This window comes from Amedibacillus sp. YH-ame10 (assembly GCF_053848885.1).
This window is the reverse complement of sequence record NZ_JBSPFA010000017.1, coordinates 1-21,981: the sequence shown is the minus strand read 5'-3', so window position 1 is coordinate 21,981 and position 21,981 is coordinate 1. Positions and strand designations below refer to the sequence as shown.

At 35.0% G+C, this 21,981-nt stretch carries 22 protein-coding genes, 1 rRNA gene and 1 other annotated feature; all 23 genes read right to left on the bottom strand.

All coding sequences use genetic code 11. The annotated features are described in order from the left end of the window. Window positions 1-68 precede the first annotated feature (68 nt). Entirely contained in the window at window positions 69-656 is a 588-nt protein-coding gene (locus tag ACWG42_RS08670) for a hypothetical protein (RefSeq protein WP_455791596.1), read from the bottom strand. 19 nt (window positions 657-675) lie between these two features. Continuing rightward, window positions 676-1,236 (bottom strand): 6-phospho-3-hexuloisomerase, encoded by a 561-nt coding sequence (gene hxlB / locus ACWG42_RS08665; protein ID WP_455791594.1) that lies wholly within the window; start codon window positions 1,234-1,236, stop codon window positions 676-678. Between the two features lie 10 nt (window positions 1,237-1,246). Continuing rightward, window positions 1,247-1,873 (bottom strand): 3-hexulose-6-phosphate synthase, encoded by a 627-nt coding sequence (hxlA, locus tag ACWG42_RS08660; protein WP_455791592.1) that lies wholly within the window; start codon window positions 1,871-1,873, stop codon window positions 1,247-1,249. Window positions 1,874-1,885: 12 nt separating this feature from the next. Beyond that, window positions 1,886-3,040, bottom strand: a complete 1,155-nt coding sequence (locus ACWG42_RS08655; protein ID WP_455791591.1) for a mannitol dehydrogenase family protein — start codon at window positions 3,038-3,040, stop codon at window positions 1,886-1,888. Window positions 3,041-3,058: 18 nt separating this feature from the next. Beyond that, on the bottom strand, window positions 3,059-3,496 hold the full coding sequence (locus ACWG42_RS08650) for a PTS sugar transporter subunit IIA (protein WP_455791589.1): 438 nt from the start codon (window positions 3,494-3,496) through the stop codon (window positions 3,059-3,061). Window positions 3,497-3,567: 71 nt separating this feature from the next. Continuing rightward, on the bottom strand, window positions 3,568-5,004 hold the full coding sequence (locus tag ACWG42_RS08645; RefSeq protein WP_455791588.1) for a PTS transporter subunit EIIC: 1,437 nt from the start codon (window positions 5,002-5,004) through the stop codon (window positions 3,568-3,570). 616 nt (window positions 5,005-5,620) lie between these two features. Continuing rightward, complete coding sequence (locus tag ACWG42_RS08640; protein ID WP_455791586.1) at window positions 5,621-6,823, bottom strand: L-serine ammonia-lyase, iron-sulfur-dependent, subunit alpha; 1,203 nt, start codon at window positions 6,821-6,823, stop codon at window positions 5,621-5,623. Further along, window positions 6,820-7,782, bottom strand: a complete 963-nt coding sequence (gene holA / locus ACWG42_RS08635; RefSeq protein ID WP_455791584.1) for a DNA polymerase III subunit delta — start codon at window positions 7,780-7,782, stop codon at window positions 6,820-6,822. The genes ACWG42_RS08640 and holA overlap by 4 nt, the downstream gene beginning before the upstream one ends. Window positions 7,783-7,787: 5 nt before the next feature. Continuing rightward, the gene (locus ACWG42_RS08630; RefSeq protein WP_455791582.1) at window positions 7,788-9,740 is read right to left on the bottom strand and encodes an MBL fold metallo-hydrolase; all 1,953 of its coding nucleotides are present in this window, start codon (window positions 9,738-9,740) and stop codon (window positions 7,788-7,790) included. After that, complete coding sequence (locus ACWG42_RS08625) at window positions 9,737-10,201, bottom strand: helix-hairpin-helix domain-containing protein (RefSeq protein WP_455791580.1); 465 nt, start codon at window positions 10,199-10,201, stop codon at window positions 9,737-9,739. Before ACWG42_RS08625 ends, ACWG42_RS08630 begins: the two co-directional genes overlap by 4 nt. Before the next feature lie 69 nt (window positions 10,202-10,270). Continuing rightward, window positions 10,271-10,750 carry a transcription elongation factor GreA gene (greA, locus tag ACWG42_RS08620; RefSeq protein ID WP_455791578.1) on the bottom strand — a complete coding sequence of 160 codons (480 nt, stop codon included), beginning with the start codon at window positions 10,748-10,750 and terminating at the stop codon, window positions 10,271-10,273. A 24-nt stretch (window positions 10,751-10,774) separates the two neighbouring features. After that, the gene (gene udk / locus ACWG42_RS08615; RefSeq protein ID WP_455791577.1) at window positions 10,775-11,407 is read right to left on the bottom strand and encodes a uridine kinase; all 633 of its coding nucleotides are present in this window, start codon (window positions 11,405-11,407) and stop codon (window positions 10,775-10,777) included. An 8-nt stretch (window positions 11,408-11,415) separates the two neighbouring features. Beyond that, window positions 11,416-12,489 carry an endolytic transglycosylase MltG gene (gene mltG / locus ACWG42_RS08610; protein ID WP_455791575.1) on the bottom strand — a complete coding sequence of 358 codons (1,074 nt, stop codon included), beginning with the start codon at window positions 12,487-12,489 and terminating at the stop codon, window positions 11,416-11,418. Further along, window positions 12,482-12,742, bottom strand: a complete 261-nt coding sequence (locus ACWG42_RS08605; RefSeq protein WP_455791574.1) for a DUF1292 domain-containing protein — start codon at window positions 12,740-12,742, stop codon at window positions 12,482-12,484. The genes mltG and ACWG42_RS08605 overlap by 8 nt, the downstream gene beginning before the upstream one ends. Window positions 12,743-12,780: 38 nt before the next feature. Continuing rightward, window positions 12,781-13,194: a Holliday junction resolvase RuvX gene (gene ruvX, locus ACWG42_RS08600; protein ID WP_455791573.1), complete on the bottom strand. Its 414-nt coding sequence runs from the start codon at window positions 13,192-13,194 to the stop codon at window positions 12,781-12,783. Continuing rightward, window positions 13,194-13,451: an IreB family regulatory phosphoprotein gene (locus tag ACWG42_RS08595; protein WP_455791571.1), complete on the bottom strand. Its 258-nt coding sequence runs from the start codon at window positions 13,449-13,451 to the stop codon at window positions 13,194-13,196. The genes ruvX and ACWG42_RS08595 overlap by 1 nt, the downstream gene beginning before the upstream one ends. Window positions 13,452-13,510: 59 nt before the next feature. Next, complete coding sequence (gene alaS, locus ACWG42_RS08590) at window positions 13,511-16,135, bottom strand: alanine--tRNA ligase (RefSeq protein WP_455791569.1); 2,625 nt, start codon at window positions 16,133-16,135, stop codon at window positions 13,511-13,513. A gap of 38 nt (window positions 16,136-16,173) precedes the next feature. Further along, window positions 16,174-16,365 (bottom strand) — a binding site (T-box leader). 51 nt (window positions 16,366-16,416) lie between these two features. Next, window positions 16,417-17,517 carry an AI-2E family transporter gene (locus ACWG42_RS08585; protein ID WP_455791567.1) on the bottom strand — a complete coding sequence of 367 codons (1,101 nt, stop codon included), beginning with the start codon at window positions 17,515-17,517 and terminating at the stop codon, window positions 16,417-16,419. A gap of 21 nt (window positions 17,518-17,538) precedes the next feature. Next, the gene (locus ACWG42_RS08580) at window positions 17,539-17,715 is read right to left on the bottom strand and encodes a hypothetical protein (RefSeq protein ID WP_455791565.1); all 177 of its coding nucleotides are present in this window, start codon (window positions 17,713-17,715) and stop codon (window positions 17,539-17,541) included. 43 nt (window positions 17,716-17,758) lie between these two features. Continuing rightward, window positions 17,759-19,927, bottom strand: a complete 2,169-nt coding sequence (recD2, locus tag ACWG42_RS08575; RefSeq protein ID WP_455791564.1) for an SF1B family DNA helicase RecD2 — start codon at window positions 19,925-19,927, stop codon at window positions 17,759-17,761. An 18-nt stretch (window positions 19,928-19,945) separates the two neighbouring features. Further along, window positions 19,946-20,653 (bottom strand): CPBP family intramembrane glutamic endopeptidase, encoded by a 708-nt coding sequence (locus ACWG42_RS08570; RefSeq protein WP_455791562.1) that lies wholly within the window; start codon window positions 20,651-20,653, stop codon window positions 19,946-19,948. Continuing rightward, a complete protein-coding gene (mnmA, locus tag ACWG42_RS08565; protein ID WP_455791561.1) occupies window positions 20,643-21,803 on the bottom strand; it encodes a tRNA 2-thiouridine(34) synthase MnmA in 1,161 nt (386 codons plus the stop codon). The genes ACWG42_RS08570 and mnmA overlap by 11 nt, the downstream gene beginning before the upstream one ends. An 89-nt stretch (window positions 21,804-21,892) precedes the next feature. After that, window positions 21,893-21,981: ribosomal RNA gene (gene rrf / locus ACWG42_RS08560) — 5S ribosomal RNA — on the bottom strand; the annotation flags it as partial.

The window sequence follows — 21,981 nt, the reverse complement described above, 5'->3', positions numbered from 1 at the left end:
GTTCCATATTCGTCTCCTTTCAACCCAATTGCCTAACATCCCCATGATAAACATGAAATATCCAATATTTATTGGATATATTTCATCTTCTTTTGTTTTTTTGTTACTTTTTTCTTTCTAGTCCTTTTTATTTGATGTGGATTCATATTTTTGATTTTTCCATAATAAATCCAAAACGAAATACATAACAAACATAAGGTAAGTGCCATACCATATACAATCATGACACGTTCACTACTAACAACACCTGGTTGAACAAAAATAATCAAACGTGTTAAGCATACAAATACCAATGACATAGTGAGTGCTTGTTGCCAAACTTTATGTTTTTTCTTAGCTACTTCATAGAATTCGCTTTCTTGAAGTTTGATATTCACTCGTTCTTTTGTATTGATAAACATGAAGTAGAACAGCACATTGGCAATTACAATGCTAATGCCTAAGCCAAGAACAATTTCAAATATATATGGTCGAAGTAATCCTTCCAAAACTGCAAAGATAGAAAACCACACATAGGTTTGACGATCTTTAATTTTCATCATTTTTTCATACTTCGTATCAAAATAAACACCGCGAATGGTAAATGTACTTGGAATGATCTTAGTAACATAAAAGTTTCCTCTTTTTTTAATTTTCGTTGTGTTGTTCTTCTCCATTTGTATTCCCTCTTTCTTTTTATTCCATATTAGCGTGACGATAATGCATTTGTTCTTGTGTTTGGTGACGTTCTTTTTGAATACTCATAGCAATTGCATCACAAGTCAACCAAGAAAGTTGTTCAAACATATTTCCAGCTGGCTGTAAGCTTTCGCTTTGATTTTCATCTTCTATTTTATCCGTTTTACCTGGTAGTACAACACAAGCATCTGCCACACTACCAATCTTATTTTGTGGGAAAATTGTTATGGTAATCACCTTTGCTCCTTCCTTATTAGCAAGGAATGCATTGTTTACATGACTTGCGGTATTACCAGAACCAGAAATAATAAATAGGACATCATCCTTACGGATCGATGGTGTCGTTGTCTCCCCTACAACATACATTGTAAGTCCCAAATGCATCATACGATTGGCGAATGCTCTTGCGACAAAACCTGAACGACCGCTCCCTCCAACAAAAATCCGTTTCGCTTTTAATAACATTGAGATAGCCGTATCTAATTCTTCTTCTTTTATATGTGTTGCATAGGTTGCAAGTTCTTGTCCTATTCCAACAATACTCTCACTTGTATTCATATTCCTTCACCTAGCACATTTTTTCTTTAATTCGTTTAGCTTCTTCCAAAGGATTTGCATGATTACAAATTCCAGAACCTACAATGATGATATCTGGTTTTAATGCTACATACTTTTCAATCGTTGAGCTATTGATACCACCAGCCACAGCAACTTTTGCATTTTTTACCAAGGATTTTACCTCTGTTAAATCTTCAAGTGGTGTTCTACCTGCATGTTGTTGATCAGCTCCAGTATGCACAGCAATTACATGTACACCGATTTCTTCTAATGCTTTGATTTTGCTAGGGAAATCTTGTTCACAAATTAAGTCTACCACACATTGTTTGTTGTAGCGATTGGCAGCGTCCACACAACCCTTAATTGTTAATAAATCCGTAACAGCAAGAACAGTTGCATATTCCGCATTTGCATCAAATGCAAGCTGTGATTCATAATCTCCTGCATCCATAATTTTAAGATCTGCTAAAATTTCTTTTTCAGGAAAAGCTTTTGCAAATAACTCTACTGCTTTTGTACCTTCTCGTATAACAAAGGGTGTACCTATTTCGATGATATCGATATAGTTTCTTAATTCCTCACAGAGTTTCATACCTTCTTCAACACTTACTTCATCTAATGCTATTTGTAATTTCATACAATTATCCTCCTATTTTTTAAAGTCCTTATAATACTGTAAGATACATGCAAATAAATCTGTATCTGATGGAATTGTTGTAAAGTTGGTAATCGCTTTTTCAATTCCTTCGTTGCGGATAAAGTCTTGAATCTGTTGTGATTCTTCATCTTCCAAACTATCAAATGTAAAGGCAGCTGCAATTGCTCTAGCAATGTTTTGATATGGCATCCCTAACTGCATTGCTTGTATAGCAGGTCCTGATAAACGATCATTGGGATGAAGCTTACGAATTGGATTACGGCATACACGAACAACATAATCTGTATTTTTACTAGACAAATATCGTTCCAATGCAAATTCAATATACTCAGCAAGTTCCGCATAATCAATATTGTGTTTTTTACTTAACATCTTCCCTACTTCACACATTTGATCACGTACTTCTTTGTATACCTCTGGATCTGTAAAACCATCCATCATAATTGTATATCCACGTAGATTTCCAAGATATCCACATGCACAATGACCACCATTTACCACAAACAATTTACGATCTAAAGCAAGATTTATATTATTTGTATAGGAACCATCCTTAATTGGTTTCGAAGTCGGATCATATAAACGATCTTGTTCAATAGCTGCTTCAAAGGTATCTCCGACTTGTATGATACTTTTTCCATCTTCTTCGATATTCATAACCACACGATCTGTAATTGTATTTGCAAAGCAAGCTACCTTTCCAATGGTTTCTTCGTTTAACTCTGGTGTACATTTTAGGATTTCTTCCTTTAATGTATCACTTGCACGATATGCATTTTCAAACGCAAGGATATCGATAGGACGAACCCCTTTTTCCAAACGTTTCAACAATCCTTTTCCAATCACTGGAGCAATTCTTTTTAAATTTTCTACTCTTACACTAGTGGTAAGGATGAGCGCTTCCGCAATAACATCAATTACCTTATCACTTTCGTCAATAGAATGAAGTGCTTGTACATGGTCAATCACTTTGCGATGGTTTCCTAATTCCATCTCAATTAAAGTAAAGCTATTTGTCTCATTGATTTGATCAATCAATTTTTGCATCGTATCTACAAATACAATTTGGTATCCACTCTCATACAATAAATCTCCAAGTAATCCTCTACCGATAGCCCCTGCGCCAAAATGTACCGCTGTTTCCATAACCTATCCTCCTCATGTTTACTCATCATTTAAGTTTAAAATATTGAAGACCTCTTCCGTTGTTTTTGCATTTTTTAAACGCTCCACATTTTCGTCTTCCGAACATATCAATGCTATTTTCCCTAAAACATTGATATGTTCATCATTATTACCAGCAATGCCAAATACAAGATACACGGTTTCTCCCCGACTTGTTTGAAAGCCTTGTGGTACTTGAATGAAACTTACTCCTGAGCGTTTGATCATAGTTTCAGAATGACTGAAGCCATGAGGAATCGCAATATTCATACCTATATAAGAAGGGCAAATTTCTTCTTTTTTTAACATATCATCGATATATTCAGGAGTGATATAACCATTGTTAAGCAATACTTCACCACTCTTCTGTATCGCTTCACTCATATCCTGTATCCTCGCATTTAAAACGATATTTTTCCCATTAAGTATATCCTGCATTTTGCGACCTCCTTATGTAACATATTGGGAAAGATGATAACACCTTTCCCAATCAATGTTTCTATCACGTTTTATACATTCTTTTTGATTTCGTTAATGACCATGTCATAACCATCTTTATTCATTAGGTTATCAAAACCAATGATGGCTGCATTTTTGTTAGGACATGAACTAACAGCGCGATCAAATAATGGATCACTTGTAATTACAACATCTGCATCTGCATCAATTTCGGCAACAGAATTATGTTTTACCTCTACGTTCAGCATTGCTTTTGAAACTTTACTCTTTAATAAAGAAGTTCCCATCGTACTTGAACCCATACCAGCATCACAAGCAACGACAATTTTCTTTACATTCTTAGGAATCTCATTCATCATACGGAAATCACTTAACTTAGTAATTGTACCTGTAGCAGTAATTGAGCTTGCACTACCACCTGATACTGCACCAGCGCCAGCCATTTCTAATTCAGGTTTTGTATTTTTGTAAATACGCATCAAGAAGAAACCAGCGATGACACAAGAGATTGCTGCTGCTCCAAGATAAGCTACCACATTGATAAACATACTATCTTTTGGAGACATTAGCACGAGGGCAATAATACTACCTGGTGAAACAGCTGCCACTGTTCCTCCATCAAACATTTGTAATACAAAGATTGCAAAAGTGTTACCAACGATTGGTCCTAATAGTGTTGATGGGTGCATTAACGCATAAGGGAATGCTACCTCACCGATACCACCAAATACCATGATAGGAAGTGCAGAATAAGCGGATGATTTGTCTTCACCTTTAGCGAAGATACAATATGCTAATACTAAGCCAGACCACATACCACCATTTGCTTCTACCAAGAATAGAATAGATTTACCTGTCTCGGCTGCTTGTTCTACACCTAGTGGAATCATAATGCCGTGGTTTACGGCGTTGTTTAGGAACAATACTTGTGCAGGTGGCACAAAGATGGATGCAAATGGCAATAAGTTGTTATCTACTGTCCATTGTACTCCTGAAGAAATTACACTTAAGATGGCATCAAATATTGGAGTTACTACCCAATATCCTGCAACCATAATAAGAGCCCCTATAATACCTAATGTAAAGTTATTGACAAGCATTTCAAGACCAGTTTTGATATGACCTTCTAATGCCTTGTCGACGTATTTAATGATGATTGCACCAAGAGGTCCCATCACCATACCACCAATTAACATGGTGATTTCAGCACCGATTACAACACCGATTGTAGCGATTGCACCAGCAACCCCTCCTCGTTTCCCATAAACGTTATAACCACCTGTATAACCAATCAAGATTGGCATCAGGAATTTTAAGGTAGGTCCAACAAGATTATTTAAATCTTCATTTGGTGCCCAACCAGTCGGAATAAATAAAGCTGTTAAGATACCCCAAGCAATAAATGCTGGAATATTTGGCATAACCATTGCTGACAATGTAGCGCCAAACTTTTGAATCTTAATTTTAAAGCTAGAACTGTTTTCCATTTTCATTCTCCTCTCATAAGTTTTTACAACATTTTACATTAGTCTTCCCATGTTACTTCTGTTCCTATTTTGCTCTGCTACTCCTTTCACCTACATTATAGCCTCGCGTTTTTCGATAAACAAAGCATTCCCATTCAATGTTGTCTGACGAAGCCATGTGACAAGATTGAAAGAACAAAAAAACCTAATAAAATAAAGACTTTTATACAATTACATGGACTGGTAAGAATAATTATAATCAAAATATTTATGTGATCTCCCCTTTATAAATGTAAATTTATTTAAATCATATGTGTCACAATAATAAAACGTACTTCCCATATCATATCGAAATTATACAAAATATACTATATGTTTTGATGATAATATTTTTCCAATTTTTGTATATACATGATTCTTCCATTTTCATATTTCATGGAAACATTTCTTCAAATAAAATAGTACCACGCACCACAATCAATTCCTATTAAACATATAATCATTTGATAGGAGTGTAACAATAACCTACTTCTTTTTTAATCTATTAAGGAAAGCATAAATGACGAACATCCTTATATAAGCAAAACAAAAACAGCCCTTACAAAAGGACTGTTTTTGCTTATCAAAAGTATGTGATTTACGTATTAGGCACGATAGTCGCTAATCCTCCAAGAGATGTTTCACGTAGTTCGATTGGTATTTTCTTACCAGTATAATTCATTGTATGAACCACCATATCAAAGGATACTTTGTGTCCTCTTAGCTCACTAATATTTTGAGCCAATAATGCTGAATCAAGTGCACGTAAAACACCAACCGCATTTCGTTCAATACATGGAATCATTACATAGCCACCTACAGGGTCGCATGTAAGTCCAAGATGATGCTCGATTCCTATCTCTGCTGCATATTCTATTTGCGCAGTAGGAAGACCTCTAAAATAGGCTGACATCGCTGCTCCCATAGCTACAGCAGCACCAATCTCTGCCTGACATCCACCTTGTGCACCAGAAATCGTAGCATTTTCTTTTATTAAGTTGCCAAATAATCCCGCAACCTTTAAGCCATTACGAATACATTCCTTTGAATAGCCTAAATCTTTGTGATGATAATAGATTAAAGCTGGTATGATTCCACTACTTCCAAGAGTAGGTGCCGTTACAGTCGTACATCCTGATGCATTTTCCTCACAGGCCGCATATGCATATGCACATAACAACATCTTTTCTTTTTCAATAGCGCTTTTATTATGTTCTGCTTTATATTTCAAATCTTTCGCTACACGATCTAATTTCAAAGTACCAGGTAGTGTTCCTTCTTTTGATAATCCACTATCTACAGTAGCTATCATCTGTGTCATAATCATGTCCATATAATCATCCAATGGATCAAACATATTAATATACTGCCACAATTCCCAATTATGAGATGTACAATACTCTTCTATATCTTTTAATGTATGATGAGGATAGACATCTTTTCCCTCTTTGCTGTCTTCTCCCTCAATTTGTATTGCACCACCACCAACTGAATAAATAGTCCATTCACCTAAGATATCATTATTATCATTGTATGCTAATAATTTCATCGTATTCGGATGTTTTAAGTTATCTTTCGCTTTGAATAAAACCATGCAATCTTTTGGTTTCATAGTTTCGATGATGATATAGTCTGTTAAATGTCCTTTCCCTGTCAAGGACAATGAACCATATAGTTCTGCTTCATAATGATGTGCATGATGAAACTTTTCTTTGAATAAAGCTGCTGCTCTTTGTGGTCCCAGCGTGTGTGATGAGGACGGACCAGGTCCTACACGATACAATTCTTTTAATGACTTCATTTACATTCTTCTCCTCTAAGACTTAATAAAAACATTTCAAATCCGATTTCTTTTTTCATAAGACCACTTTTAATTTGTTGATCCAAAGTAGCTAGACGTTCAAGTATAGATAACAGTTCCCTAGCCGTTAAACGCTTTGCTGTATTCATACTAAGTTGCACACGATATGGATGTGCATTGGTGATAGAAACAATATCATCCTTTTGCCTACCCTCATCCATTAAGACTCGTACCTGATAAAGTAAGCGAAACTGCGAAGCTAATGTAGCAATCAAAAAGATTGCATCTTTATTTAAGACTTGCATATCTGCCCACACATGAAATGCTTTCTTTAAATCCTTGTCCACAACTGCATTCACCAATTGGAATACATCCTCTTCAATCGGACGCGTCACAAGGTCTTCTACGATTTCCCGTGTAATCGTTCCTCCAAACAGTTCAAGTTTAGCTAGTTCGTTTTGAATGGAACGTATATCATTAGGTAATCGTAACATTAACAACTCTTTTGCCGCATAATCAAGTACCAAATTACGTTTTGTAATCTGTTCATTTGCATACCGTATTTTTTCTTGATCGTCTACTTTAGAAAACACCATGACCTTACATGTTTCTTTCATTTTTTTAACGATTTTTTTGCGAGCATCCAACTTATCCGTAGTTGTGATAAATATGAGAACTGTAGATTCTAATGGATCGTTCAAATATGCTTCTAGAGGAACCAAGTCCCATCCTGTATCATCACTCGTAGTTAAAAAGTTCGCATTTTGGATAAGGATTACTTTATGCTGCGAAAAAAACGGTATTGTTTGCGCATCCTCTAACAACACATGAACATCACTTTTCAGCGCGTCATAAACAATGGTGTTCATTTCATCACCTTGTTCCATATACGATTGTACAATTTTACGCAATGCTTCTTGTAATCGAAACTGTTCTTCTCCATGCAGTATATAGTTCATTCTTATCACCTGTTGTTTATTATACCAAATTCATTGTCTGCCGTCCTATAAAAAGCGAAATATTTACAAAATTTTATAGAAACAGCACCATTTTTCGAAGTAATAAGTGGATATATATTCTCAAAGCGCATTCTTTCAAGGGTTTGTGTACTTGGATGATGATAACGATTGTTTCTTCCAGCAGATATTAAAGCGATTTGCGGACGTATTTGATGCAAGAATTCAATCGAAGAAGACGTGTTGCTTCCATGATGTCCTACCTTTAATATATCCACTTCCATATTGGGATATTGTTTTAACAATTCTCTTTCCCCCTCTATTCCAACATCCCCCATAAACAAAGCTGAAATACCAAACACTTCTAGATATGTCACGATACTATTTTCATTCGCATCTTTACCTTCATAGTTCTCTATGATAAAAGGAATGCGAAGATTTCCTAGTGATGTTTCTTTCTGTTTAGTACGAATTATTTCTTTCACTGGAATTAAATCCTGTAATTGTTTTAACCCTCCACTATGATCATAATCCTCATGGGTGATAATCACTTTATCGATTGCATGTATTCCTTTGTCCTTCAGTAGTGGAACAATGATGTCTTTCGGTATATCTTTATATAAGCTTCCCATCACATCAATTAACATGGTGCCTTGATGAAATGGCAGTGTGATTAGTGTACAATCTCCTTGCCCTACATCTAGCATATAGATTTCTCCAAAAGGATCTATATATGGTGCGCATGGAATAAAAGCCAACAACATACATAATATTTTTAAGTCATTCTTGCGATAACTTAAATACTTCATAAAATAATAAATCCATAACAATAACCAAAAGATATTAGGTGTAAAATATACATTCCACCCCCACGATTCCAAAGTCCTTACGATTTCATACAAATGCATCGAAATATCTAATAATCCTTTCACAGGAAATAATACCATTCCCCATGCCAACAAATACAACATGGCGTAGATTGTACGAAAGATACGGAATGAAAGAATCTGTATTGGGTTAAAACTGTGAAAAAAATGCAATTGAAAAGGAATCATAAAGCATAGTGAACTGATCATAGCATTCCTTTTTTGAATGTTAAACAAGGACAAAAGACGAAATCCAACTGGCAATAAGAATGCAACTTCATAAGCCATATAGGGAAACAACAAAAGCACAAAGCACATACTTATTCCTAATGTATCGTATCTAGATGAATTGTGGAATAAATACGAGACCAAAGAAAAACAAAGGATTCGTATCAGGGTGGATGAAAGTAAAGTGCAATACGCAATACCCCCAACACCAAGAAAGACAATAAAACTTGCACTACGTTTGGATAACTTACGCTGTAGAGCCTTCTGTAAGAGATACATCAAGAATGCGATGTGCATACCACTTGATGTCACAAAAAAGGACACATCGTCCTCGTGGATGCCATACAATAAGGATTTTATCCATTCCACAACATCTTTATTCTGAAACATTGAGATACGCTGATAAAGCGTAGAACGTATGCCTGTTCCTGCTTGTATAACCTTGTAAGTCTTCACGTTCATTTGATAATAAATCGATTTTCGATTCAACCATTTCTCAAAACTAAATTGTTGAATATTATGTATTGTTTGAATATATTGATATTCACCTTTTACTTCAATGACATCATCAAAATTCATTTGATCAACTCCATACAGTACAACCTTATAATCACCAGTAGATGCGATTACATAATTTGCTTTTATTTCTTTTATTTGTACGATCTTTGAAACTGGCTTTGGGTGTTGTGAAGTTCCACAACACTGCAGAAAAACAAGGATGATACATATAAAGAATACAATGTGAATTTTATAGTGCTTTAAATAAAACAGTGTCATACAAAGTAAGAACACTACAAGAAGTGCTGTATATGGAATCCATTTTGAAAACAACCAGATCAGTCCTATCAATAGCCATGTGTTTTTCATAGGGCAATATCATCCTTCAACTTATCATATAACTTATCTCCTATTCCTTTTACTTCTTTCAATTGTTCAAGTGTAAGAAATGGATGAAGTGTACGATATGCAATGATTCTACTAGCTACTGCTGGACCAATTCCAGAAAGTGTATCAAGTTCTTCTAGTGAAGCAGAATTGATAGAGACAAGCTTCTTAGTGGCTTTTTCTTTCACAACTATAACACCATGATTTACAATATCTTCTGTAAGGTTTAAATGAGAAGTATCCCCATTTTCCTTTACTCCTCCAGCCAATGCTAGAATTTCTTTAATACTGGCATGAACATCCGTTGTATAAACTCCTGGCTTCTCTACTTCTCCTTTCACCTCAATCTTTTTTATTGTACTTCCATACTTACTTAAATCTACATACTCAAAACGTCCATAAAACAAACATAATAAAAATAAAACTAGAATTATTTTTTTCATAGAACCCCTCCACTATTTATATACGAGATTCTATGGTAAAAATCCTAAAAAAAATAATCCAATTAAGGATTATTTTAATGAAACGATTTTTACATTGTATGGATCTTCTGTCATTACTTCCACAACATCCCCTGCTTTATGGTCCATAAGAGCATTTGCAAGTGGTGTAATATTTGATAATCTTCCATTTAATGGATCAGATTCAATAGAACCAACGATAGTATATGTTTCTTCTTCATTTGTGTCCATATCTAAAATCTTAACAGTAGAACCTAGAGAAACCGTTTTGCGATTTGCAGATTTCTTATCTTCTTCAATAATTTCTGCTTTTGAGATCATTGCCTCCAAATCACGAATTCTTGCTTCTACTTGTGCTTGATGATCTCTTGCAGCATCGTAGTCCGCATTTTCACTAAGGTCACCTTGTGCACGAGCTTCTTGAAGCTCACGAATAACCTCATCACGTACAACGTGAATCAAACGATCTTGTTCTTTTAATAATTCATCTAAACCTTCTTTTGTTACTAAAAATTTTTCTTCTTGAGCCATGATTTCACTCCTATTCGCTCGCTATTATACCATATTCCCTGAAATAATACTACTAATTTTCGTAAGTAATAGATCGATAGCCACAACATTCTTACCACCCTCAGGAATGATAATATCGGCATATCGCTTACTTGGTTCCACAAATTGATTGTGCATATCACGTACTGTACCAATATATTGCTCTACAACAGAATCTAAAGTACGCCCACGCTTCTTCACATCACGTAAGAGTCTTCTGATAAAACGCAAGTCTGCATCCGTATCTACAAATATTTTAATGTCGCATAAATTACGAAGTTCTTCATTCTCTAACACGAACAAGCCTTCTAACACAAGCACATCACTTGGTTCAATCACTTCGATATCTGTAGAACGAGTATGCTCCACAAAATCATATACAGGTTTTTGTATTTCATTGCCTGCCATTAAAGCAGACAACTGTGATACCAATAGATCATTATCAAACGCAAATGGATGGTCATAGTTAGTTTTCACTCGCTCTTCCATCACCATATGGGATTGATCTTTATAATAATCATCTTGTCGAATAATTACAACAGATCTAGTATCTTCGTAAGTTTCTTTCAATTGTTTTGAAATAGAAGTTTTTCCTGAAGCACTACCTCCAGCAATTCCAATAACGATCATCTTTCTCATAACAGCCTCTATTTTCTAAGTCCATACTTATCGATGTTTGCTTCTTGTTCATTCAATGTTTTTGCATAATACACGGTTCCATCACCATAAATATCCGCAACGAAATATAAATACTCGCTATCTTTTGGATTTAATACCGCATGGATTGCTTCTTCTCCAGGATTCAAGATTGGTCCAATAGGAAGTCCAGACACTTGGTATGTATTATATGGAGAATTGATATCTGTTTGAATTTCACAATCATCACTGCTTGTAAGGTTATCATATAATGCGTAACATACGGTTACACTTGATTGTAAAGGCATGTTCTGTTTCAAACGATTGTAGAATACTCCCGCAATCATATCCATATCTGATTTCTTAGCTGCTTCATATTGTACAACACTTGATAGAGTAACAATCTCTTGTACACTATACCCACTTTTGCTAATTTCATTCTTATACTTATCATAGATTGTACCAAAATGATCCAAAAAGGTTGTCGTAACTTCTTTTGCAGTTGCATCTTTTTTAAAAGTATATGTCTCTGGGAATAAATACCCTTCTAATTTCACTCGATATTGTGAATTTAGAATATCTTTCGTTAAGAAAGGATAACTCTTCATGAGTTCACTTAAATATGTATCATCATTCCATAGTGTAAGCAACTCATCTTTAGAAACACCTAATTTGCTTTCTACTTCACTGGCAACATCTTTTGCCCACATACCCTCTTTAAATGTAATCTGTACTTGTTCATCTTTGGCTTTCGTAGTATCGTTTAAAATCTCTAAGATTTCTTTGGTACTCATAGAACGATCAATAGAAAAATTCCCTGCCTTCATATCAGATAAACCATTCATTTTCATATATAGTTTTGCCATGGTTGTATTTTTGATTAAATTATTCGCTTTTAGATTTGCTAAAATTGTTTCTGATGTTTCACCTGTCTTTACTTCAAACACCACAGGATCTTTACTAGAGCTTACCGCTCCCAAAGAACTGGAATAATAAGTAAAACCACCAACACCAAGAACCAACACAACAACCGCAATGATAACTGGGATGAGTACCTTTTTATTCTTGAATACTTCTTTATTCATCCACTGCTTCCTCATCTTCTTGGAAGGCACCAATAACTTCTTCAATCATTTGCCATTCTTCATCACTTTCTACAGGAAGCAAGTTTCCACCCTCATCATAAGCAGATGCAAATACTTCATCGCTTTCTTCATCAGGATCTACGAATACTACGTAGTTCTTACCACGATTTTCATCATTAAACGTAAAAAGAATTTCCATTCTTTTCTCATTCCCTTGTTCATCTGTCACATATAAGCTATTAGAATCTAACATATTTTTTCCTCCTAGAACTAAAAGGGCTCGCTGAGCCCCTAGTATTTACTATCTAAATATCCCTGCAATATTTGTACTGCTGCCATTTGATCAATGACTTTTTTACGTTTCTTACGTGATACATCTGCCGCAATCAAAATACGTTCAGCCGCAACCGTTGTAAGGCGTTCATCCCAAAGCACAACGTTTACACCTAATGTTTCTAGTTTCTCTTTAAACATGATAGAAATATCACCACGTATTCCAACATCACCATTCATATGTTTAGGCAAGCCAAGAACTACGGTGTCAGCTTGGAATTCCTTGATGTGTTTTTGTACTTGTTCAAATGCACTATCATAATCATCGCTTTCGAAACGAATCGTTTCTACTGAACGAGCGATCATACCAAGTGCATCACTTACACTCACACCAAGTGTTTTACTGCCTAAATCAAGTCCTAGAACACGCATTACTTATCGTCTTCCAGATATGATCTTACAAGTTCTTCAATAATTTCATAGCGTTCTACACTTTGAATCACTGTACGCGCATTGTTATGTGATGAAATATAAGCTGGATCATTTGAAATAAGATATCCTGCAAGTTGATTTACAGAATTATATCCTCTTTCGTCCAAAGCATCTTTCACTAAGCGTAATACATGCTTGATATTGTCTCTTTTTAACTCTTCGCTTGAAAAAGACATCGTTTCTGTTATATCTTTCATTGTATTACCTCCTTTTTGTATATGTATATTTTATCGTATTTTCATCAAATTGAAAAGCATTATGACAGGATATTTTTAATGAATGCAAATGCATCCTCTATTTTTGATGTATCTTTTGCTCCAGATTGTGCTAAATCAGGTCTACCTCCGCCTTTTCCATCACAAATGAGCGCAGCTTCACGAACCAAATCTCCACATTTTACACCAGTAGATACTGCTTCTTTCCCTGCCCCCGCAACAAATACAACCTTATCATCCACGATACCACCAAGGAATACAACAAGATTATCATATTTAGCTTTTAAATTTGTCACGATATCCTTTAAGGCATTCGCATCCACACCATCCATACGTTCGATTAATACTTCTTTTCCATTCATAGATTGAATGTGTGTTTGTAAATCATTTGCCTTCAACGCAAACATAGATGCTTGTAATGCAGCGATTTCTTTTTTTAATTGTGCATTTTCATCCAATACTTGAACAACTCTATTCTCGATATTTGTAATTCCGTTCATTTTCAAATCTGCCGCAATTTCATGTAAAGTATGATCCAATGCATGGAATTCTTGATATGCTTCAAATCCTGTTTTCGCAGTAATACGACGAATTCCAGAACCAATACTTTCTTCACTTACAATTTTACATACTCCAATTTCTTGTGTATTATGCACATGGCATCCTCCACAAAATTCCTTAGATACATCTCCCATAGAAACAACACGAACAACATCACCGTATTTTTCATCAAATAAAGCAGTTGCTCCACTCTTCTTCGCTTCTTCAATTGGCATTTCTACTTTACGAACTTCATAATGTGCAGCGATGAATTGATTTACAATACCCTCAATTTCATTAAGTTGTGCTTCACTCACTTTTTCAAAATGTGTAAAGTCAAATCGTAAATACTCATCACTTACAAAAGAACCAGCTTGTTGAATGTGCGTTCCTACTACTTCTTTCAAAGCACTTTGTAGTAAATGTGTACAAGAGTGATTTCTTGTAATAACATCACGTTTTTTCTCATCTACAACGATTTCCACTTCATCTCCTACATGCAACTTTCCAGCATCTATAGAAACTCTGTGTAAATGTTGTTTGTGTGGTGCTTTTATAGTTTGTAAGATACGTGCTTCCACAGCCCCATGAAGAGAACCACTATCCCCTATTTGTCCTCCACTTTCTCCATAACAAACACTTTGATCAAAGATTACATCACCTTCACTATCCAATGATTCTACTTGTTTTCCATCTTTAAACAAACCGATTACTAACGCATGACATTGTGTCTGATCATATCCAATGAATGCACTTTCTTTTGTAAACGCCATTAAGTCCGCAGATTGACTAGACATAGATTCTGCTTCTTCTCTTGCATTACGAGCACGTTCTCGTTGTTTCGCCATTTCTTCTTGGAAACCATTCTCATCTACACGATAGTCACTCTCTTGTGCCATCTCGATTGTCAACTCCAATGGGAAGCCATATGTATCGTATAACTTAAATGCAGTCGCGCCATCAATCAATTTTGTATCTTTGTTTTTATCCATAACATCCAACATCAATTTCTCTCCATCGGATAAAGTTGTATGGAAACGCTCTTCTTCTGCTTTTACTAATTTTGCGATATACTCAAGTTTTTCTCCAACGTATGGATAGAAGTCTTTCATTAACTCATATACAACTGGAACCAGCTTGTACATAAATGCTCCTTCAATTTTTAATTTCTTACCAAAACGAACAGCACGACGTAATACACGACGCAACACATAACCTCTACCTTCATTAGAGAATAAAGCACCATCCGCAAGTGCAAATGTAACTGTACGGATATGATCCGCAATTACGCGAAATGCCATCTTATATTCTTCTTGTGTATAAGCATATTTCGTATATTTTTCGCACTCATGAATCAATGGTAGAAATAAATCTGTATCAAAGTTTGTTTCGCCCTCTTGTACAAGACATACCAATCGTTCAAGACCCATACCCGTATCTATATTTTTCTGTGGTAGTTCTTTATACTCTGAACGATCTAATTCAGGTTTACAATCGTATTGTGAGAATACAACATTCCATACTTCAATATAACGATCATTCTCTAACTCTTCAAAAAATAACTTTTCTCCTAAGCCTTCAGGATCATACTTTTCTCCACGATCAAAAAATATCTCAGAATCCGGACCACCAGGACCTTCACCAATTTCCCAAAAGTTACCATCTGTTTTTAAAATATGACTTGGATCGAACTTACATACTTCGGTCCAAATACGATATGCTTCTGTATCATCTGTATACACACTCACATATAGTTTTTCTTTTGGAAATCCAATCCATTCAGGGCTCGTTAAAAATTCATAAGCAAATGGAATCGCGTCTTCTTTGAAATAATCACCAATAGAAAAATTTCCAAGCATTTCAAAAAACGTATGATGACGAGCTGTCTTTCCTACATTTTCAATATCATTGGTACGAATTGATTTTTGAGCATTTGCTATTCGATTATTTCTTGGTTTTTCACTACCATCAAAATATTTCTTTAAAGCTGCTACACCTGCATTGATCCACAATAATGTTGGATCGTTGTGTGGAACTAAACTAGCTCCTGGTTCAATCATATGTCCTTTTGATTTAAAGAAATCTAAAAACATTTGACGAACTTGATTACCTGTTAATTGTTTCATTCTCTCTTACCTCCTGAACAATAAAAAAACGTTCCTATTCCAGGAACGTAAATATACGCGGTACCATCCTAGTTCACTTTATATGTATATAAAGCACCCTTATTTCTTTCTTAACGCGAAATCACGTGAAACTCCAAAGTAGCTTCCATTCCTTAGCATAAAAGCTTTCACCAACCGCTTTCTCTCTTTGATGCGTCAAGACATGTACTCATCTTCTTCAACGTTTCAATGAATGAATTTAGTTTATCATATTGTGGAGCTTTTGGCAAATAGTTTATATATCAGTTTTCATAACTTTCTTCTCTCATAACTTCATCAAAATCCCTCCAAATATCATCCCACTCTCCTACTTTGTCACTTGTTTTACTATGCAGATAAGAACGAAATGCAATTTGTGCAATCGCCGCAAAGATAGGAGAAAGAATTACACCAACCACTCCAAAGAAAGCTTCGGATATAAAAATAAATACAAAGGTTAGGATTGGACGAACATTCATTGTACGATTGAAAATCATCGGTTGAATTACATTGGATTCAATCTGTTGAATGGTCCAAACAATTAGAAATGGAATGACTGGAAAGGAATCATAGCTCAACAATCCCACTACAGCAATCAACAACAAACCAAAAGTCGCACCAATATAAGGAAATAAGTTTAACAAAGCTAAAATAATCGCATATAAAATAGCATTGGGAAAATCAATCAAATAAAGCACAGCTCCAACACTACATGCGATAAATAATAAGTCGATTAATGTACCTACCAAGTACTGAAAGACAATGTTACTCATTGTAAGATAAAAGGTAGAAAAGCGTTGTACATTAGGAAGTAGTTTTTTTGCACATCGCTTCCAAAAATCTAAATCGATAGAAAGGAAAAATGCAGTAATATATGCTATGCCATATTTGGTCACAACATCCATTGTATTCTTTAAAGAATCAATGACAATGATATAGCCCTCATCCAAATATTTTTCTTTCACGACATTCAAGTTATCGTATGAAATATGATATGTTTGTAAAAACTCTTCAATCTTTTGTACCCACGAAGGAAATACCTTTATAAAATCCAAGATTTGTTGATAAAGTAATGGCATTATAATCATTAAAAAGACACATCCCATTAATAGGATTCCAATATACACCAAACATACGGAAGTACGAGTAGAAAAATGTTTTCGTAAGCGATCAATAATAGGTTGTAATAAAAACGCAATTACACCACCCATGAAGATTGGTAAACAAGACTTATAAATATCTACCAAACGTTCAAAAAGATGAAGTTGTTTTAAAACAAGTACAAGTAATAAGATAGAAAGTAGTGGAAGGATACTTTTTTTACAAATTCTAATAAAGCGTTGTGTAAAAGGTAATGTTTTCATAAAAGAAAAACCCCTTAGGGGTTAGTCTAAATCCATACAGTCGCACATATGATCATAGGATTTGTGAATCTTTTTCATCATTTTTTTCTTTTGCCGGCGAGATTTACGATAAATATCAGATAATTCTTCCTCTTGTGTATAACCTATATACATTCCAGCAATTAATCCTATGACTGCAGAAACCATACATTTGTTCATAATATCACTCCCATCACTACTAGTGTGGAAGTAAGTAGATGCTCTATCCAAAGAATTCTAAAATTCTTTGTCTTAAAGTACTTTTTCTGACCTGACGATCCTCTATTTGAATAGCTCTTTCAAACACACTTGGATCACCTAGCATAACCAAACTCTTCTTTGCACGAGTAACTGCCGTATAAATCAATCGTTTCTGTAACATATGACGATAATCTGAGACAATCGGCAAAATCACGATTGGATACTCACTTCCCTGTGATTTATGAATAGAAACACAATATGCATGTGTAATATGATAAATTTGTTCACCTGCATATTCAACTATCACACCATCAAAATCCGCAGTAATACGATTGGTATGATGAATATCTTCATAACTTGGGATGATTTCTAGAATCGTACCTATATCTCCATTAAACACACCATCATCTGGTTGATTTTTCAACTGTAGTATCTTATCGTTTTCCCGAAATGTTCGATATCCTACTTTTATTTCTTGTACGTGTCCACGAGGAGGATTGATCATTTTCTGTAATGCATTATTTAAAGCATCAATACCCGCTACTCCCCCATACATTGGGGCTAACACTTGAATATCCTTTTCCTGATAGCCTTTTTCAAACGCATTAGAGACAATGCTCATCACCAAATCTTTGATTTCATAGTTCTGCGCATTAAAAAATGCTATATCTCCAGTATTGTTCATCACCTCTATATGTCCATCACGTATTTCATGTGCTAAGCGAACAACTCCACTACCTTCACTTTGACGAAAAATCTTATCCAATCTACTTAAAGAGAATTGTTTTGATTCAATAAGATCTTTTAAGACACACCCTGGCCCTACACTTGGTAGCTGATCTTCATCTCCAATAAGTAGAATCTTGCGTACATTCTTAGAAGCTTTTACCAAATTATAAAAAAGCCACTGATCAACCATAGAAAACTCATCGATGATTAAAATATCATAATCAATTGGTTCTTTTTCATTCGCTTGAAATGTATTAGTTTCTAAATCCCACTTTAATAAGCTATGTAAAGTCATTGCAGATCCATTACTGAGCTCTGATAAACGTTTACTAGCTCTACCTGTTGGTGCACATAGTGCAACTCTTTGTGTCGGCAAAAAAGTTCTACAAAGTGCTAAAATACCTTGTACAATTGTCGTCTTACCAGTACCTGGACCTCCTGTAATTATGGAGAATGAATCCTTGAAGAACGCAGTCATGGCTTGTTTTTGTTTCGTTTCATAATGAATATGGTAACGTTCTTCAAGCTCCGTGATTTCCTCATCCATAGAAGAATCAAAAGAAATATCTTCTACATAAGGGAAATGATATAAAAAATTCGCGATTCCCTTTTCTGCGTCATATTGCGTATGATGATATATACGCCCATCTTCCAACATTACCAAACGTTCTTTTTGTAATTCATTCAAATAGTCATCCAATACGATTTCCACATCGAATTCTTTACGTAATCGTTTTGATAAAGCATCCTCACTTGTATAGGTATCACCATTTGCCATACAAATATCAAGAATACATGCAAGAACTGCAGCTTTCATACGATATGGATGATCACTGGCAAATGATAATTCTTTAGCGAGTTTATCTGCTGTTTTAAACCCAATTCCATCTACTTCTTCGATCAAACGATAAGGGTTTTCTTTCACAACAGAGGCAGCTCTCTCTCCATAAGTTGCTTCTAGTTTCATAATGTTTTTTACACTGATTCCATGTTGCGTAAAAAATACAATCGAATCATCTAAATTCTCATGATCATTTACACCATGCAGAATACTCTCTATTTTCTTATGATTTAATGATGGAATATCAATTAAAACTTCTGGGTTCTCTTTGATTTTTGCGATGGCATCATCTCCAAGAATTTGGACAATCATTGCGGCCGTTTGTTTTCCAATTCCAGGAAACAAGCTACTAGAAAAATAACGAATCAATGATGTTTCATCGTTCGGTTTCATTTTCTCATAAGCACTAACTTGAAACTGCATCCCATAACGCGGATGATCGATATATTCACCATGAAGTTCATAAATCACATCTTCATGTAATTCTCGAAAATATCCCGTAGCTACAAAATCTTCCTCATTTGCATCATAAGTTACAAATTTTGCTACACTATAACCACTTTGATCATTACGGAAAATCGTTAAAAGATGTTTTGCTTTTAATACTAAAGATTCATTCATTTATCATTCCTCAATTCATTATAAAAGCATTGCAATCATGGATATTGCATTATTTAAAAAATGAATGCCAAAAGGCACTAATATACTATTACTCTTTTCATAGCTAAATGCTAAGACAACGCCTAATCCAGCATATACAAACAAGTAGATAATATCACTAAAATCTCCAATGAGCAGTGTATCCACGAAATGTATAGAACCAAATAGTATGGAACTCACAATAATGGCAACTATGAAATTGGTTTTCTTTCGAAGGTAACCATATACCCCACCTCGAAATACACATTCTTCTACTAGTGGAGCTGCAATACAAGTGGACAATAAGGTAATCATTGGCACGACATTACTCGCTTGTCGAATGACCTCTTGGTTATTGCTACCATTTGAATTACTAATCAGGGATACAACCATCGATAAGGTAACGTTTACACATAATAAAACAACTGCCAATCCAATAATTAGCTTTATATTTTGTAATGGAGCTTCCTTAAATTTATTATATCCTTGTTTTATCACTGGCCACGCTAACAAAAGCGCAATCACAATAGTAAACACATAGGTAGCGATTTGTAATGATGGCAAAATCATTTTTGCATTTGGATCAATCGCTAATGTAATTCTAGATATTACAATTCCATAAACATACATGTAACCTACAAAATAATGTACTAAAAGAGCAATTACTCGTGGTAATGACAAGGCATGCACACGTTCCCTATTTTCCATCATGCAATCTCCTATTGATTCTATTTTGTAAACTTTCGCCCTTGATAAATACTTCTTCAATGACGCCTCCGCCAAGACACTCTTCATTTCTATAAAAGACCGCTTCTTGACCACATGTAACAGAAGAAACACCTTGTTCATAACGAACAAAAACAGTTGTTTCATCTATAAATCGAAGTACAACATCATGATCTTTTTGCCGGTATCTAAATTTCGCAGTACACTGAAGTTCCCCATTTGGTAGTTCTGATGAAAACCAATTTACTCCTGTTACAATACAACTATCTGTATACAACCAATCGGATTCATCGCCATTGGTCACATATAAAACATTTGTTTCGACATCCTTCCCTACAACAAACCAAGGGCCTTTATTTCCACCAATCCCTAACCCTTTACGTTGTCCAACCGTATAGTATAAAACACCACCATGTCTACCAACAACTTCTAAAGTTTCAATATCTACAATATCGCCATCTTGACAAGGAAGATAGTTTTGTAAGAATTCTCGAAAATTTCGTTCACCGATAAAACAAATTCCCGTTGAATCTTTCTTTTCAGAAACACTCTTTAAACTCAGTTTCTCCGCGATTTCACGAACTTCATGTTTCTGTAAATGTCCAATAGGAAATAAAGAATGTGCAAGTGAGTCTTGAGGTACTTGGCATAAGAAATATGTTTGATCTTTATTATTATCTGCACCACGTAACATTTTACTTTTTTCACCACTGTGATCTACTTGCGCGTAATGACCAGTTGCTAAAGTATCAAACCCTAATTTTTTCGCATAGTTCATAAAAGCATCAAATTTAATATATTTATTACATAAAATATCTGGATTTGGAGTTCTTCCTTTTTTATATTCATCTAAAAAATACGTAAATACATGATCCCAGTATTCCTTTACAAAATCCACTCTCAACAAAGGTAACTCCAATGCATCCGCAACTGCTTTAGCATCTAAATAATCTTGTTCTTGTGGACAAACATCGTCTTGAATGGTTGGATTCCCTAAAATATCGTTATTCGCAAAAGAATCCCAATTACGCATAAAAGCACAGGTAACATCATAGCCCTGTTCTTTTAATATATATGCCGCTACAGCAGAGTCAACTCCGCCTGATAATCCTAATAGTACTTTTTGTTTCATACGTTCACCTACTTATACGTTGAATATTATACCATGGAATTGGTATAGATAAAACAGAAAAGAAAAAGACATCCATAAGGATGTCGATCACCTGGCAGCGTGCTATCTTCACTGAGGCAGGCCCAGCTATTGTCGCCGCTGAAGTGCTTAACTTCTGTGTTCGGGATGAGAACAGGTG

Coding starts and splice junctions, on each gene's coding strand:
- ACWG42_RS08670 (WP_455791596.1), bottom strand. CDS start 656: ATGGAGAAGAACAACACAACGAAAATTAAAAAAAGAGGAAACTTTTAT.
- hxlB (WP_455791594.1), bottom strand. CDS start 1,236: ATGAATACAAGTGAGAGTATTGTTGGAATAGGACAAGAACTTGCAACC.
- hxlA (WP_455791592.1), bottom strand. CDS start 1,873: ATGAAATTACAAATAGCATTAGATGAAGTAAGTGTTGAAGAAGGTATG.
- ACWG42_RS08655 (WP_455791591.1), bottom strand. CDS start 3,040: ATGGAAACAGCGGTACATTTTGGCGCAGGGGCTATCGGTAGAGGATTA.
- ACWG42_RS08650 (WP_455791589.1), bottom strand. CDS start 3,496: ATGCAGGATATACTTAATGGGAAAAATATCGTTTTAAATGCGAGGATA.
- ACWG42_RS08645 (WP_455791588.1), bottom strand. CDS start 5,004: ATGGAAAACAGTTCTAGCTTTAAAATTAAGATTCAAAAGTTTGGCGCT.
- ACWG42_RS08640 (WP_455791586.1), bottom strand. CDS start 6,823: ATGAAGTCATTAAAAGAATTGTATCGTGTAGGACCTGGTCCGTCCTCA.
- holA (WP_455791584.1), bottom strand. CDS start 7,782: ATGAACTATATACTGCATGGAGAAGAACAGTTTCGATTACAAGAAGCA.
- ACWG42_RS08630 (WP_455791582.1), bottom strand. CDS start 9,740: ATGAAAAACACATGGCTATTGATAGGACTGATCTGGTTGTTTTCAAAA.
- ACWG42_RS08625 (WP_455791580.1), bottom strand. CDS start 10,201: ATGAAAAAAATAATTCTAGTTTTATTTTTATTATGTTTGTTTTATGGA.
- greA (WP_455791578.1), bottom strand. CDS start 10,750: ATGGCTCAAGAAGAAAAATTTTTAGTAACAAAAGAAGGTTTAGATGAA.
- udk (WP_455791577.1), bottom strand. CDS start 11,407: ATGAGAAAGATGATCGTTATTGGAATTGCTGGAGGTAGTGCTTCAGGA.
- mltG (WP_455791575.1), bottom strand. CDS start 12,489: ATGAATAAAGAAGTATTCAAGAATAAAAAGGTACTCATCCCAGTTATC.
- ACWG42_RS08605 (WP_455791574.1), bottom strand. CDS start 12,742: ATGTTAGATTCTAATAGCTTATATGTGACAGATGAACAAGGGAATGAG.
- ruvX (WP_455791573.1), bottom strand. CDS start 13,194: ATGCGTGTTCTAGGACTTGATTTAGGCAGTAAAACACTTGGTGTGAGT.
- ACWG42_RS08595 (WP_455791571.1), bottom strand. CDS start 13,451: ATGAAAGATATAACAGAAACGATGTCTTTTTCAAGCGAAGAGTTAAAA.
- alaS (WP_455791569.1), bottom strand. CDS start 16,135: ATGAAACAATTAACAGGTAATCAAGTTCGTCAAATGTTTTTAGATTTC.
- ACWG42_RS08585 (WP_455791567.1), bottom strand. CDS start 17,517: ATGAAAACATTACCTTTTACACAACGCTTTATTAGAATTTGTAAAAAA.
- ACWG42_RS08580 (WP_455791565.1), bottom strand. CDS start 17,715: ATGAACAAATGTATGGTTTCTGCAGTCATAGGATTAATTGCTGGAATG.
- recD2 (WP_455791564.1), bottom strand. CDS start 19,927: ATGAATGAATCTTTAGTATTAAAAGCAAAACATCTTTTAACGATTTTC.
- ACWG42_RS08570 (WP_455791562.1), bottom strand. CDS start 20,653: ATGGAAAATAGGGAACGTGTGCATGCCTTGTCATTACCACGAGTAATT.
- mnmA (WP_455791561.1), bottom strand. CDS start 21,803: ATGAAACAAAAAGTACTATTAGGATTATCAGGCGGAGTTGACTCTGCT.